Origin of the sequence: Blastococcus deserti (assembly GCF_042682525.1) — a bacterium.
GTDB lineage: Bacteria > Actinomycetota > Actinomycetes > Mycobacteriales > Geodermatophilaceae > Blastococcus_B > Blastococcus_B deserti.
The window spans coordinates 87,469-101,327 of sequence record NZ_JBHUHP010000001.1 but is presented as its reverse complement, the minus strand read 5'-3'; the positions used below and the strand labels follow the sequence as shown (position 1 = coordinate 101,327).

Sequence of the window (13,859 nt, the reverse complement as noted above, 5' to 3'; positions counted from 1 at the left end):
GGGCGACGGCGGGGAGAGCGCCGGACGCGCGGCACCGCAGCTGCCCTCGGCTGCGCGGAGAGGACACAACCGAATAGTGGTCGACCCTCTGTGGCCGTAGGCTCCGCCGGGTGCGACTGCCGTCGGTACCGGGACCGTCCGATCTCCTGCAGGCGGTGGGAGGGCTGCGCGACGGGATCGCCGACGCCCTCGACCTGGTGCCGCGGGTGACCGCGGCGGTCGGCCGGATGGAGGAGCTGCTCGCCCGGGTGTCGGGCTTGCTCGACCGGGTGGACTCGATCGTCGACCGCGCCGACGCGGCGATCACCCGGCTGGACACCACGCGCACCCGCGCCGACGACGCGATCGCGGGGCTGGCCCGCACCCAGGCCGAGGCCGACGAGGCGATCCGGCGCATCGGCGTCACCCAGACCAAGGCCGACGGCGCCATCGAGGCGGTCGGCCGCACGCAGGCCAAGGCCGACCACGCCATCGAGCGGGTGGGGCGGACGACGACCCAGGCCGACGGGATCGTGGCGCGGACCGAGGGCCTGGTCGAGCGGCTCCCCCCGCTGCTGGACGACTACGAGCCGGCGCTGACCGCGCTCGCGCCGTCGGTGCGGCAGCTGGCGGTCTCGTTCGACCCGTCCGAGGTGCAGGCCCTGATCACGCTGATCGACCGGCTGCCCCGGCTCGTGACGCACCTGGACGAGGACATCCTGCCGGTGCTGGAGACCCTCGGGACGGTGGGCACCGACGTCCATGACCTGGTCGACACCGTCCGGGACATGCGGCAGATCGTGAAGGGCTTCCCCGGCTCGCGGCTGTTCCGCCGCCGCGGCGCGGAGGAGATCGCGGAGGACGAGGCCCGGGAGGGCGCCGGTCGCTGAACCGGCGCCTCCCCCGCGTCAGCCGGTCAGGTCTCGGTCGGGTACCCGAGGGCGCGTGCCACGTCCCCGATCCGCTCGAAGGTCTCCCCCTCGGGCAGCCGCTCGAGCTCGGCCACGACGGCATCCGGGGCACGGTGGTCGCGCGCGGCCTCCACCAGGTCCTCCCGCGTCCCGGGGAACGGCTCACGGGTGAGCCACCGGGCGAGCTCGGCGCGGGCGACGACAGCGTCCTCGGTCATGCCCACCGGCACGCCGCCCACCAGTGTGCCGGCCGGGTCGGCGGTGATGTCCGGATCCCCCTCGGCGACGGGCTCCACCTCCCGCCACTCCTCGGAGCGCGTGGCGCGCTCGGCCTTCAACATGCCCTGGATCTCGTGCTCGAGCTCCTCGTCGACCCGGGCGTTGTGCTTGGTGCTGCGCGCGGACGTCCCGGCGAACTGGTCTCCGGCCTCGGTCACGGTGTCTCCTTCGGTGTCGGGCCCGGACGGGGCCGGGCCAGGTCAGTGATCAGTCCTCGTGCAGCGCACCGGGCTTGTGCACCGCGGTACGGCCGCTCTTCTCGCTCCGGACCTCGTACTGCGGCTCGTCCTCGCTGGCCCGGACGGTGCGACCGGATGCCTCCGTGTCGGAGGTGATCTTCCGTTCGACGGTGCCCTCGGCCGTGCCCCCGTGGCTCTTCCAGGTGACGTGGTCACCCTTCGCGAACTCGTCGGACTCCTTATCGGCCATGGCCGCCTCCCTCCCGGGCCGTGCGGCCCCGCGTCCTGTCCGCCCTGCCGTGCCCGCCGGTGCGGCCGCACACACATGGCGGTCATCCGGGCACGATCACCCGATCGGGAAGCGACCTCACTCCAAGGAGCCATGGCAAGAGGCGGATCGTCACGTAGCGTGTACCGCGACGGAGCACCGATCGGCGTCCCCGCTGGTAGGAGTCGCAACACGACTACCGAGTGTGACGGTCGGGTCCGTCCTCGATCGCCGGCCCGGTCGACTCCATTCCCCCGGAGTCGGCCGGGTCGGCCCGTTTAGGCTGGGATCCCGTGACGACCGGACCGGCGCCCGACGGACCCGATGGGCCCGCTGATGGACTCCGAGCGGTCGACGTCCTGACCGTCGTCTCCGTGGCGGACGTGACGCCGTCCGTGCGCCGGGTCGTCCTCTCCGGGACGCCGTCCGCGGTCGCCGCGGCCGGGCCCACGGTGAACCTCCTCGTGCCACGCGTCGGCGACCCGGCGCCGCGGTGGCCCCGGGTCGCCAAGGACGGCCGGATCGTCTGGCCCCAGGGCAGCCACGGCGTCGCCCTGCGCAGCTACACCGCCCGCCGGCAGGACCCGGGCGCCGGGGTGGTGGAGATCGACTTCGTCCTGCACGGTGACGGTCCAGCCGCCACCTGGGCCGCCGCGGCCGCGCCGGGGGCACCGCTGGCCGTCGCCGGGGCGGGCACGCTCGGCGACCGGCCGGCCGGGCACCTGCTGCTGGCCGGCGACGAGACGGCGCTCCCGGCGATCAGCCGCATCCTCGGCGAGGCATCTCCGGACACCGTGGGAACCGCACTGCTCGAGGTCGCCGGTCCCGAGGAGGAACAGCCCCTGACGGCGCCTCCGGGGATCGCCGTCCGCTGGCTGCACCGCGGGAGCACAGCTCCGGGGGAGAGCACGCTGCTGCCCGAGGCGGTGGCGGCCCTCGACCGGCCCGGGACGGACGACGTCTTCGCCTGGGTGGCGGCCGAGTCCGCCGCCGTCCGCACCATCCGCGCGGACCTGCGCGGCCGCTGGGGACTGGGGCGGGCGCAGCACCATGCCATCGGCTACTGGCGCCGCGGCCGGGCCATGTCGCCGGCCGGCTGAGTCGTTCACCGGCGCCCCGTCGTCCAGACAACTCACAGGTACCGTCCAGTACGACCTCAGCCCGCTGGATCAGTCTCGAACCATGACGACGGCAGCTGCTCGCCCGACCGGAGGAACCGTGGCCGGTACCGCGACCACCCGCACCAGCCCGGAGGCGCGTCTCCTCGTCGTGGACGACGAGCCCAACATCCGCGAGCTGCTGTCGGCGAGCCTGCGGTACGCCGGCTTCGAGGTGGCCACCGCCGCCGACGGGCAGGAGGCGCTCGCGCTCGCCGACTCCTTCCGGCCCGACCTGCTGGTTCTCGACGTGATGATGCCGGGGCTGGACGGGTTCGGCGTCGTACGCCGGCTGCGCCAGTCCGGGCGGCACACGCCGGTCCTCTTCCTCACCGCCCGCGACGCCGCAGAGGACAAGGTCTCGGGGCTGACCCTGGGTGGCGACGACTACGTGACCAAGCCGTTCAGCCTGGACGAGGTGATCGCCCGCATCCGGGCGGTGCTGCGGCGCACGGCCGGCGCCCAGCAGGCCGCCGACGCACCGCGGCTGACCTTCGCCGACATCGAGCTCGACGAGGAGAGCCACGAGGTCATCAAGGCGGGCACCCTGATCAGCCTGTCCCCGACCGAGTTCAAGCTGCTCCGCTACCTCATGGCCAATGCCGGGCGGGTGCTGTCCAAGGCGCAGATCCTGGACCACGTCTGGAACTACGACTTCAACGGCGAGGCAAACGTCGTGGAGTCCTACATCTCCTACCTCCGCCGCAAGATCGACACCACGGAGCCACGCCTGCTGCACACCATCCGCGGAGTGGGCTACACCCTGCGGCTCCCCCGCGGTTCCTGAGCGGTGCGCCCCTCCCCTCTGCTGGGACGAACGTCGCGGATCCCGCTGCGGATCACGCTGGTCGCCCTGCTCATCGGGCTCGTGACCCTGGCCCTCCTGGCCACCGGGGTGGCCGCGACGTCACTGCTCAAGGACTACCTGGGCGAGCAGCGGGACAGCGAGCTGCGGTCCCTGCTCCAGGACGTGCGGGACGACCCCGGCGAGGTGCTCGCCGTCTGCCAGCGCCACAGCCCTCCCACGACCCCGTACGGCTACCTGGCCTGCCTGGCGCCGGCCGGCAGCGGCCAGCAGTCGCTCGCCTTCGTCTGGGGCCCTCGGCACGAGAAGCAGGCCACGCCGGACCTCGCACGCCTGGCCGGCATGCGCGACCAGTTGCTCGCGGCCTCGACCGGCGCACCCGACGGCGGCCCCCCCGGCCCCGACGGCGGCTTCGTCACCGTCCCGTCCGGCGACGGCGACACCCGCTGGCGGGTGACCGCCACGGAACTGCCCGGTGGCTGGACCGCGGTCGTCGGCGTGGACCTCGACGAGGACGCGCGGGTGATCGGCCGGCTGGTGGCGATCGAGGTGATCGTGGGGCTGATCGTCCTCACCCTCCTCGGCGCCGCCGGCCACGTCCTCGTGCGCAACAGCCTGCGGCCGCTGGCCGAGGTGGAGGGAACCGCCCGAGCGATCGCCGCGGGCGACCTCTCCCGGCGCGTGCCGGTCGGTGACGAGCGCACCGAGGTGGGCCGCCTGTCCACGGCCCTCAACGGGATGCTGGCCCGCATCGAGGCGGCCTTCCGCGCCCAGCAGGCCTCGGAGGAGGCCGCCCGCGGGTCCGAGCACCGGATGCGCCGCTTCGTCGCGGACGCCAGCCACGAGCTCCGGACGCCGCTCACCTCCATCCGCGGCTTCGCCGAGCTGTACCGCCAGGGAGCCGTGCGCTCCGACGAGGACGTGCGCCGGCTCATGGAGCGCATCGAGGCCGAGGGCGGCCGCATGAGCCTGCTGGTGGAAGACCTCCTGCTGCTCGCCCGGATGGACCAGCAACGCCCGCTCACGTTCTCGCCGGTGGACCTCGCCGCGGTGGCCGGGGACGCGGTGCACGACGCCGAGGCGACCCAGCCGGAGCGGCCGATCTCCCTGCACCTGGACGAGTCCCTCACCGACGTCCCCGTCGTGATCGGGGACGAGGGCCGCCTGCGTCAGGTCGTCGGCAACCTCGTCACCAACGCCCTGACGCACACCCCGCCCGACGTCCGGGTGACGGTGACCGTCTCGCAGGCGGCCGACGACCCCGGCGTGCTCGTCCTGCGGGTGGCCGACGAGGGCCCCGGCATGGACCCCGCCGACGCCGCGCGGGCCTTCGAGCGCTTCTACCGGGCCGACACCTCCCGCACGCGCGCCGCCGGCGGCACCGGTCTGGGGCTGGCGATCGTCTCCTCCCTCGTGGCGGCGCACGGCGGCTCGGTCGACCTGGACACCGCGCCGGGGCAGGGGGCGACGTTCACCGTCCGACTGCCCCGTTCCGGCCCGCCGCAGCCACCGCCCGACGGGGGTGCCCGGGAGGGGCAGTAGGGGTCGGTGTCACGATCCCGAGGTGACCGAGAACTCCAGCGGGCCGCGGACCGGCAGCGGAACCATCCCGGACGCCGAGCCGCTGGCGGCCGCGACCGACCTGGCGGCGGCGCTGCGCGAGCTGATCGAGTCGTCGGTGACCACCACCGTGGCCGCCGCCGAGGTGCGGGCCGCCGCGGAGCTGGTCCGCCAGGCCACCGAGCGGCTCGCGGTCGCCCGCCGGCCGACGTCCCAGCTCCCCGCTCTCGACGACCCCGCCCGCGGCCGCCGCGTCTTCAACCCGGTCAGCGGCGTCGCCAGCGCCCTCGCCCCGCCGCTGCTCATCCGTCGCGAGGACGGCGGCGTCGTCGCCGAGGTGACCCTCGGCGTGGCGTACGAGGGCCCGCCCAGCTACGTGCACGGCGGGATGAGCGCGCTGTTCATGGACCAGATGCTGGGGTCCGCGGCGGGTGCAGCCGGGCTGTGGGGCATGACCGCGCACCTGGAGCTGGACTACCGCGGACCGCTGCCGCTGGAGACGAAGCTGCTCCTGCGCGCCCGGGTCGCCGAGAACGAGGGCCGCAAGTCCGTGATCACCGGTACGATCGCCCTGGCCGACGACCCGGGTCGCGTCCTCGTCGAGGCGCGCGGGATCTTCGTCATGCCGCGGCCGGAGAAGGTGCAGGCGTACTTCGGCGCGATCACCGACGCGTCGGGCCGGCACACCCCGCCGCGGCGGCCGGGCGACGCCACCTCGGTCGACGAGCGGGACTGAGGGGTGCCCCTGGACGACGTCGGCGTTGCCGCCACGGCTGCCCGCGCCGCCGCGGCCGTCCTCGTCGGCCTGCGGACCGGCGGCCTGCTCGGGCGTCCGCTGGGCGACGCGGGGGACGCGGCGGCCCAGGAGGCGATCCTCGGCGTCCTGCGGGACGAGCGACCCGGCGACGTGGTGTTCAGCGAGGAGGCCGTCGACGACCGGCACCGCCTGAGCGCCGACCGGGTGTGGATCGTCGACCCCCTCGACGGCACGCGGGAGTACGGGGAGCCCGGGCGGCACGACTGGGCGGTGCACGTCGCGCTGTGGGCCGACGGTGCCCTGGCGGCGGCGGCCGTCGCGCTGCCCGCCCTCGGCGAGGTGCTGCTGACCGATCCCGCCCCGGCCCTCCCCGCTCCGGGCGACGGCCCGGTGCGCATCGCGGTCAGCCGGACCCGGCCGCCGGTCGAGGCGGACGCGGTCGCCGCCGCCCTGGACGGCGAGCTGCTGCCGCTGGGCTCGGCCGGGTACAAGACCGTCGCGGTCGCCCGCGGCGAGGCCGACGCCTACGTGCACGCCGGCGGGATGTACCAGTGGGACTCCGCGGCCCCGGTGGCCGTCGCCCGCGCGGCCGGGCTGACCGCCTGTCGCCTGGACGGATCGCCGCTGGTCTACAACGCGCCGGACCCCTGGCTGCCGGACCTCGTCGTCTGCCGCCCGGAGCTGGCCGACCGGGTCCTGGCGGCAGTGCGGGAGAGGTCATAGCGGGGCGCCCGGCGGAATAGCGGACACTGGAGCGGAATCCGCACCGGCCCGATCGGGTTGCGCAGCGGAGAACGTCCTGACGTCGACCCGCGGAGCGCTTGCCTGTGATCACGCCCGACTACCGGCTCAGCCAGCTGGAGACGCTGGAGGCCGAGTCCATCCACGTGATGCGCGAGGTCGTCGCGGAGCTCGAGCGCCCGGTGCTGCTCTTCTCCGGCGGCAAGGACTCGATCGTGATGCTGGAGCTGGCCCGCAAGGCGTTCGCGCCGGCCCGCATCCCCTTTCCCGTGATGCACGTCGACACCGGGCTCAACTTCCCCGAGGTGCTCGAGTTCCGCGACAAGCGGGTCGCGGAGCTCGGCGTGCAGCTGATCGTCGCCTCGGTCCCCGACGCGATCGCCGCCGGCACGGTCAAGGAGGAGCCCAACGGCTCCCGCAACCGGATCCAGACCCCGGTCCTGCTCGACGCCGTGGAGGAGCACGGCTTCACCGCGCTGTTCGGCGGCGCCCGGCGGGACGAGGACAAGGCCCGGGCGAAGGAGCGGGTGTTCTCCTTCCGCGACGAGTTCGGCCAGTGGGACCCGAAGAACCAGCGGCCCGAGCTCTGGGACCTGTACAACGGCCGGATCCACCTCGGCGAGTCGATCCGGGTGTTCCCGCTGTCGAACTGGACCGAGCTCGACATCTGGCAGTACATCTCCCGCGAGGAGATCGCGATCCCGCCGCTGTACCTCGCGCAGGAGCGGGACGTCGTCGAGCGCCAGGGCATGCTCTACGCGGTCAACGAGTTCATCCGGCCGCGCGACGGCGAGCAGGTGCGCCGCGAGACGGTGCGCTACCGCACGGTGGGTGACGCCAATCTCACCGCGGCCGTGCGGTCCACGGCCACCACCGTGGAGGACGTCATCGCCGAGATCGCGGTGACCCGGATGACCGAGCGCGGCGCCACCCGCGGCGACGACAAGGTCAGCGACGCCGCCATGGAGGACCGGAAGAAGGAGGGCTACTTCTGATGGCCCCGGCCCCGGCGGACCGCCCCACGGCGTCGCCACCGACCGGCCGCCAGCCACAGGAGGACGGCGAGCAGCACCAGCCCCGTCGTCCAGCCCGCCACCTCCGGCGTCCGCGCCGGGTCGGCGCCGATCAGGGCGCAGAACCACTCCGCCACGGCGTAACCGGCCACGTAGCCCACGACCACGACCAGCAGCGCAGGCACGGCGAAGACCAGCAGGAACATGCGGCCCTTCCTCTCCGGAGCCGCTCCAGCGTCCGCCCGGGCGCCGCCCTCCGCCATCGAGCCCACCGATCCCACAGAGGAACACGATGACCCCCGTCGACGTCCACTCCCCCGTCGCCGACCAGGCGGCCGAGATCGCGACGGCACGCAGGGACATCCTGCGGATCGCCACAGCCGGCTCGGTCGACGACGGCAAGAGCACGCTGATCGGCCGGCTGCTCTACGACAGCAAGGCGGTCTTCGAGGACCAGTACGAGGCCGTCGAGCGGGCCAGCAAGGGCGACTACGTCGACCTGGCACTGCTGACCGACGGCCTGCGGGCCGAGCGCGAGCAGGGCATCACCATCGACGTCGCCTACCGGTACTTCAGCACCCCGCGGCGCACGTTCATCCTCGCCGACACCCCCGGCCACGTGCAGTACACGCGCAACATGGTCACCGGTGCCTCGACCGCCGACCTGGCCATCGTGCTCGTCGACGCCCGCAGGGGGATGCTCGAGCAGAGCCGTCGGCACGCCTTCCTGGCCTCGCTGCTGCGCGTGCCGCACGTGGTGGTCGCGGTCAACAAGATGGACCTCGTCGACTGGTCGGAGGACACCTTCGAGGCCATCCGCGACGAGTTCAGCGCGTTCGCCACGAAGCTCAACGTGCCCGACCTGACCGTCGTCCCGATCTCCGCGCTGCACGGTGACAACGTCGTCACCCACTCACCGAACACGCCCTGGTACGAGGGCACGACGCTGCTGCACCACCTCGAGCACGTGCACGTCGCCAGCGACCGCAACCTGGTCGACCCGCGCTTCCCGGTGCAGTACGTGATCCGGCCGCAGTCCGACGCCTTCCACGACTACCGCGGGTACGCGGGGACGATGGCCAGCGGCGTCCTCCGGCCCGGCGACGAGGTCCAGGTGCTCCCCAGCGGCCTGACCACGAGGATCGCCGCCATCGACGGTCCCCGGGGTCCGGTGGAGGAGGCGTTCGCGCCCATGGCGGTCACCATCCGGCTGGAGGACGACGTCGACGTCTCGCGCGGCGACATGATCTGCCGCCCGGCCAACGCCCCGGTCCCCACCCAGGACATCGACGCGCTGGTCTGCTGGATGGCCGAGGAGCCGCTGCGGCCCCGGCAGCGGCTGGCGATCAAGCACACCACCCGCACGGTGCGCGGGATGGTCAAGGAACTGGCCTACCGGCTCGACGTCAACACGCTGCACCGCGACCCCGAGGCCGGCCAGCTCGGGCTCAACGACATCGGACGGGTCCGGCTGCGTGCCACCCAGCCGCTGTTCGTCGACGACTACACGCGCAACCGGGCGACCGGCCGCTTCATCCTGATCGACGAGGCCACCAACGCCACCGTCGGCGCCGGGATGCTCACCCCCGCCGGCTGAGAAAGAGGACCCCCTGCCCCCCACCACTCGCAGACTCGCGACGGGTCCCTGCAGGGGGGCCGCTGGCGTCCTGCTCGGCGCGGCGATCGTCGCCGTCGCGCTGAACCAGCGACCCGCGGTGGTCGCCGTCGCCCCGGTGGTCGGCGAGCTGCGCGCGGACACCGGCCTCTCGTCGGCGCTCGCGGGACTGCTGACAACCCTCCCGGTCCTCAGCTTCGGGGCCTTCGCGCCGTTCGCGCCGCGGCTCGCGCGGCGGATCGGCCTCGAGACGGCCGTCGCGCTGTCACTGGTGCTGCTCGCCGCCGGTATCGGCCTGCGGATCCTGTCGCCCGTCGCCCTGCTCTTCGCCGGGAGCCTGATCGCGGGGGCGGCCATCGCCCTGGCGAACGTGCTGCTGCCGGCCTACGTGAAGCGGGAGTTCCGCCGCCCGGGACCGGTCATGGGCCTCTACTCGGCCTCGCTCAACGTCGGCGCCGCCGCGGGGGCGGCGGCGACGGTGCCCCTGGCCGCGGCGCTGGGGGTGGACTGGCGGACCGCGCTCGGCCTGTGGCTCGTCCTCGCGCTCGCGGCGCTCGCCCTCTGGCTGCCGGTCGCGGGCACCGGCCGGGCCTCCCGGACGAGCGAGCCCATGCCGGCCGGTCAGGGGTCCTGGTCGCTGCTCCGCCAGCCCCTCGCCCGGTGGGTGACGGCCTACCTCGGGTTGCAGAGCGTGCAGTTCTACTCGCTGGGGGCCTGGCTGCCCACGCTGCTCGCCGATGCCGGGGTGCCCGTCCGGGAGGGCGGTCTGCTCCTCGGCCTGTGCAACGTGGTCGGCGCCGCCGCTGCGCTGCTGGCACCGGCGCAGGCGGGGCGGATGATCACGCAACGGCCGCTGGTCCTCGCCGTCGGCGTCGCCTATCTGGTGGGTCTCGGCGGCCTCCTCGTCGCGCCGGCCGACGGCACCCTCGTGTGGGTCGTCGCCTTCGGGCTGGCCCAGGGCGGCGGGTTCGCCCTCGCGCTCACGCTGGTCGTCCTCCGCAGCCCCACGCCACTGGTGGCCGCCCGGCTCGGCGGTGTCGCACAGTGCGTGGGCTACCTGCTGGCGGCGTTCGGACCGCTGGTCCTGGGCGCGCTGTACGACGCGACCGGCGGCTGGACCTGGCCACTGGCCCTGCTCCTGGGCGCTCTCGTGCCCATGACGGCGGCCGGGTGGGGCGCGGGCCGGCGCGCCGTGCTCCGCAGCGGGTCGGTCAGCGGAGCGTCACCGGCAGGCGCTCGAAGCCCCGCAGGGTCTGCAGGTCCCGCCGGACCGGCGGGCCGCTGACCCGCAGGCCCGGGAACCGCTCGCTCAGGCTCCGCAGGCCCACGATGCCCTCCAGGCGGGCCAGTCCCGCCCCCAGGCAGTAGTGGATGCCGGCCGAGAAGGCCAGGTGCTCGCGGGCGTTGGGGCGGCGGACGTCGAAGCGGGCGGGGTCGTCGAACACCTCGGGATCGCGGTTGGCGGCCCCCAGCAGAACCGTCACCCGGGTGCCCGGACGCACCGGGCGGCCGGCCAGGGTTCCCTGCGCCGTCGCCGTCCGGCCGGTGATCTGGACCGGGCTGTCGTGGCGCAGGATCTCCTCGACGGCGCCGTCCCAGCCCGAGGGGTTGGCGCGCAGGACGTCCCACTGCTCCGGATGGGCGTCGAGCAGCACGACGCCGTTGCCGAGGAGGTTCACGGTGGTCTCGAACCCGGCACCCAGCAGCAGCATCACGGTGGCGTGCAGCTCCCGCTCGGTGAGCGCCTCCTCCTCCGGCAGGCCGACGAGCCGGCTGACGAGGTCGTCGCCCGGTTCCCTCCGCAGACGGGCGAAGTGTTCCCGCAGGAAGGCGTTCATCGCGCGCAGCGCCCGCTCGGCGGCGAGGTAGCGCCGGAAGGGCAGCCCGGGGTCGAGGGTGGCGGCCGCCGCGGCGCCCCAGCGGAGGAAGTCCTCGCGCCGGTCGGTCGGCACACCCAGGAGGTCGGCGATGACGAGCACCGGCAGCTGCGCGGCGAAGGTGTCGACGAGGTCGACCGGGCCGCTGCGGAGCTCGAGCGCGTCGAGCAGGGCGTCGGCGGTGCGCTGGACGACCGGCTCGAAGCCGGCGGTGGCCCGCGGGGTGAACGCGCGGCTCACCAGCCGGCGGAAACGGGTGTGGTCCGGCGGGTCGACGACGAGCATGGACGGCGGCTCGGCCACGCCACTGACGTCCGGGTCGTCGCCGAATGCCAGCGCCCAGCGGATCAGCCGCGGCGCCGACGACGGGTCCCAGCCGACGCCGAAACGGTCCGAGCGCAGGACCTCCGAGGCGATCCGGTGCGACGGCGTGACCAGGCCGATGCTCCCTGGCGACACCGGGCCCCGCGCCCGGAGCTGCTCGTACAGCGCGAAGGGCTCGTCCCGCACCGACCGGTCGCGGAGCAGGCGCCCGACGAGGTCGCCGCTGCGCGCGCCGCGTTCCAGCAGCACCGCGGGGATCCCGTGACGCACAGCCCAGCGGACGACGGTCCGCGCGGGGCGCGACGGGCGGACCGTGCGCCGGGCGGGCCTGGCGGTGCCGGCGGTTCGCGTGTCCACCGGCGCAGTGTGGCAGTGGCGGCCGTGCGGTGGTGGAGCAGCGTGGCAGTGGCGGGCCCCCACCTGCCGACGCCGTCCCGGCCGCGCGGGGGCCGTCGGGACGGCATCGTGCCGGTCAGGCCTCGTCGGTGGGAGCGGGGGCGTTGCCGGGGTCGCCGTTCCAGTCCTTGCCCGCCTCGTCGGCGTTCTCCGAGGCGCTGTCGGTCTGACCCGCGACGGCCTCGACCATCTCCTGGTCGGAGAGACCTTCCCCAGCTGCGTGGACGTCTCCGGTGGGCTGGCTCATCACGCGGTTCCTCTCTCTCGCGAACGTGTCGTCCGCTGGCCCGTCCCCGGTCACCGACGGCGCCAAACCAGCGGGCACCTCACATGCGGCGGCTCACCGGCCCGGCGGCCGCAGCTCGAACCACACCCGCTTGCCGCCCCCGTGGTCCTCTGCACCCCAGCGGTCGGCGATGGCCTGCACCATCCGCATCCCGCGGCCCCGCGGCCGGTCCAGCGCCAGCTCGTGGACGACCGGGCGCACGGAGGAGCCGTCGACCACCGCGATGCGCAGCCAGTCGTCGGAGAGGGCCAGTTCCAACGTGAGGACCCCCTCGCCCTGCACGTGGTCGACGACGTTGGCGACGAGCTCGGTCACCAGCAGCGCCGCGTCCTCGCGGTCGTGCGGTGCGTCCCAGGCGCGCAGCAGCTCCAGCACCAGGTGACGGGAGACGGTGACGCTGGGCGGGATCGGCGGCAGGTCGATGCTCGCGTTGCGGCTGGACATGGCGGTTCCGTTTCTGCCGTGGGAAGAGGGCCGCACTCCATGGAGTGCAACTCCGTTGCGCCCAACTAAACCCTGACTCCTTCCGGAGTGCAACCGCCATTGCATGTCACACTCATTGCGTGTCACGGTCATTGCGTGTCACCCCTATTGCATGCAACAACCGTTCAGTTGGTAGGGTGCAACCGGTTCACGGCGCGAAGGAGACGACATGGCCACGGACGCGCCCAGGGCCCCGTCCGACGAGGCTGCCGAGCGGGCGCTCGAAAACCTGGTCACCGAGCTCGACAGGTGCGTGGACGAGCTCGTGCAGGCCCGGGCACGGGCCGAGAGGCTGCTGCTGCAACGCCGCTCCGGCCGGGCCTGGCTCGACATCGTCACCGGCGAGGCCCGCCCGTTGATCGTGGAGCGGATCTCCACGGTTCTGGCCTCCCTCTCCGCGGCGGGGCACGACTGGCGCCGGGAACAGGCAGCGGCACTGCAGGGCGAGCAGGTGAGCATCAACCGGATCGCGGCGCTGTTCGGCGTCACCCGCCAGCGGATCTCCGCGCTGCTCAAGGAGCCGGCTGCCGGCGACCGCCCACCCGTCGCCGGCGGCTGACGCTTCCGGGCTCACGCCGGCTGGTGCTGCGGCGCCCCGGCAGTCGGGTGCTCGGACGGGAGCGCGAACGAGAGCGCGAGGCCGAACCAGGCCTGCCCGGCCGCGAAGACGACCACCGACAGCGGGCCGAGGACGGGCACGAAGGGCCCCTCGAAGGCGGCGAAGGAGACCGCGCCCAGGGCGAGCAGCCATCCGGCCCCGCGCGGCAATGCCCCCGACCGCTCGGTCGCGAGACCGACGCAGGCGAGTCCGATCAACCAGAGCAGCGCGAGCCCGCCGAGCACGCGGATGGTCGCCGACCCGAGCAGGGGGCCGTCCAGCTCCAGCAGTTCCGGAGCCTCGCGCGCGAGAACCGGGAAGGCGAACGCCTCGAGGGCGGCCAGGCCGGCGGTGAGCACCAGGCCCACTACCGCGAGCACCACCCCGACCGCGCCCAGCCGGCCCATCCGGCGCCCGAGCCGCGCAGCCCAGCCGGCCAGCCCCAGCAGGGTGAGCACCACGACCAGGAGGCCGGCCGCGTGCCCGGGGCCCCAGAGCGGCTCTCTGGAGGCCGCCGCGAACCCGGTCTCGAAGATGTCGGGGTGCCACAGGACCGACAGGGTCAGCACGCCCGCCATCACCAGGCCGCGCCCGGACCAGCGGATGAAGGTGTCCACGGCTCCTCCCCTCG

At 74.2% G+C, this 13,859-nt stretch carries 17 protein-coding genes; 10 read left to right on the top strand and 7 right to left on the bottom strand.

Features of this window, described 5'->3' with window-relative positions:
• Positions 1-110: 110 nt before the first annotated feature.
• Entirely contained in the window at positions 111-869 is a 759-nt protein-coding gene (locus ACFSHS_RS00465) for a hypothetical protein (RefSeq protein WP_376870431.1), read from the top strand.
• A 26-nt stretch (positions 870-895) separates the two neighbouring features.
• On the opposite strand, the gene ACFSHS_RS00460 is transcribed toward ACFSHS_RS00465, so the two are convergent.
• Positions 896-1,327, bottom strand: coding sequence for a DUF2795 domain-containing protein (locus ACFSHS_RS00460; protein ID WP_376870428.1), 432 nt, complete (start codon positions 1,325-1,327; stop codon positions 896-898).
• A 49-nt stretch (positions 1,328-1,376) separates the two neighbouring features.
• Entirely contained in the window at positions 1,377-1,598 is a 222-nt protein-coding gene (locus ACFSHS_RS00455) for a hypervirulence associated TUDOR domain-containing protein (protein WP_376870425.1), read from the bottom strand.
• Between the two features lie 311 nt (positions 1,599-1,909).
• Here ACFSHS_RS00455 and ACFSHS_RS00450 point away from each other — a divergent pair, with 311 nt between their 5' ends.
• The 6 genes from ACFSHS_RS00450 (at position 1,910) to cysD (ending at position 7,631) form a co-directional block, all read left to right on the top strand.
• Entirely contained in the window at positions 1,910-2,716 is an 807-nt protein-coding gene (locus tag ACFSHS_RS00450) for a siderophore-interacting protein (protein ID WP_376870423.1), read from the top strand.
• An 82-nt stretch (positions 2,717-2,798) separates the two neighbouring features.
• On the top strand, positions 2,799-3,560 hold the full coding sequence (locus ACFSHS_RS00445; RefSeq protein ID WP_376870420.1) for a response regulator transcription factor: 762 nt from the start codon (positions 2,799-2,801) through the stop codon (positions 3,558-3,560).
• Between the two features lie 3 nt (positions 3,561-3,563).
• Complete coding sequence (locus ACFSHS_RS00440; protein ID WP_376870416.1) at positions 3,564-5,120, top strand: sensor histidine kinase; 1,557 nt, start codon at positions 3,564-3,566, stop codon at positions 5,118-5,120.
• Positions 5,121-5,142: 22 nt separating this feature from the next.
• Positions 5,143-5,874 (top strand): PaaI family thioesterase, encoded by a 732-nt coding sequence (locus tag ACFSHS_RS00435; RefSeq protein ID WP_376870413.1) that lies wholly within the window; start codon positions 5,143-5,145, stop codon positions 5,872-5,874.
• Positions 5,875-5,877: 3 nt separating this feature from the next.
• On the top strand, positions 5,878-6,618 hold the full coding sequence (locus ACFSHS_RS00430) for an inositol monophosphatase family protein (RefSeq protein ID WP_376870411.1): 741 nt from the start codon (positions 5,878-5,880) through the stop codon (positions 6,616-6,618).
• Positions 6,619-6,722: 104 nt separating this feature from the next.
• Positions 6,723-7,631: a sulfate adenylyltransferase subunit CysD gene (cysD, locus tag ACFSHS_RS00425; protein WP_458199644.1), complete on the top strand. Its 909-nt coding sequence runs from the start codon at positions 6,723-6,725 to the stop codon at positions 7,629-7,631.
• On the opposite strand, the gene ACFSHS_RS00420 is transcribed toward cysD, so the two are convergent.
• Positions 7,622-7,855, bottom strand: a complete 234-nt coding sequence (locus ACFSHS_RS00420) for a hypothetical protein (RefSeq protein ID WP_376870408.1) — start codon at positions 7,853-7,855, stop codon at positions 7,622-7,624. The two genes, cysD and ACFSHS_RS00420, sit on opposite strands and share 10 nt — an antisense overlap.
• 86 nt (positions 7,856-7,941) lie before the next feature.
• Between ACFSHS_RS00420 and ACFSHS_RS00415 the strand changes: the two genes are divergently transcribed.
• Positions 7,942-9,246, top strand: a complete 1,305-nt coding sequence (locus ACFSHS_RS00415) for a sulfate adenylyltransferase subunit 1 (RefSeq protein ID WP_376870405.1) — start codon at positions 7,942-7,944, stop codon at positions 9,244-9,246.
• Between the two features lie 118 nt (positions 9,247-9,364).
• Positions 9,365-10,549, top strand: coding sequence for an MFS transporter (locus ACFSHS_RS00410; RefSeq protein WP_376870402.1), 1,185 nt, complete (start codon positions 9,365-9,367; stop codon positions 10,547-10,549).
• Here ACFSHS_RS00410 and ACFSHS_RS00405 read toward each other — a convergent pair.
• The 3 genes from ACFSHS_RS00405 to ACFSHS_RS00395 form a co-directional block, all read right to left on the bottom strand.
• Positions 10,476-11,822 (bottom strand): cytochrome P450, encoded by a 1,347-nt coding sequence (locus ACFSHS_RS00405; RefSeq protein ID WP_376870400.1) that lies wholly within the window; start codon positions 11,820-11,822, stop codon positions 10,476-10,478. The genes ACFSHS_RS00410 and ACFSHS_RS00405 overlap by 74 nt on opposite strands.
• Before the next feature lie 115 nt (positions 11,823-11,937).
• On the bottom strand, positions 11,938-12,108 hold the full coding sequence (locus ACFSHS_RS00400; protein ID WP_376870398.1) for a hypothetical protein: 171 nt from the start codon (positions 12,106-12,108) through the stop codon (positions 11,938-11,940).
• Between the two features lie 93 nt (positions 12,109-12,201).
• Positions 12,202-12,591 (bottom strand): ATP-binding protein, encoded by a 390-nt coding sequence (locus ACFSHS_RS00395; protein WP_376870396.1) that lies wholly within the window; start codon positions 12,589-12,591, stop codon positions 12,202-12,204.
• A gap of 208 nt (positions 12,592-12,799) precedes the next feature.
• On the opposite strand from ACFSHS_RS00395, the gene ACFSHS_RS00390 reads away from it, so the two are divergent.
• Complete coding sequence (locus ACFSHS_RS00390; protein ID WP_376870393.1) at positions 12,800-13,189, top strand: hypothetical protein; 390 nt, start codon at positions 12,800-12,802, stop codon at positions 13,187-13,189.
• Between the two features lie 11 nt (positions 13,190-13,200).
• On the opposite strand, the gene ACFSHS_RS00385 is transcribed toward ACFSHS_RS00390, so the two are convergent.
• Positions 13,201-13,845, bottom strand: coding sequence for a hypothetical protein (locus tag ACFSHS_RS00385; RefSeq protein WP_376870391.1), 645 nt, complete (start codon positions 13,843-13,845; stop codon positions 13,201-13,203).
• Between the last annotated feature and the right edge of the window lie 14 nt (positions 13,846-13,859).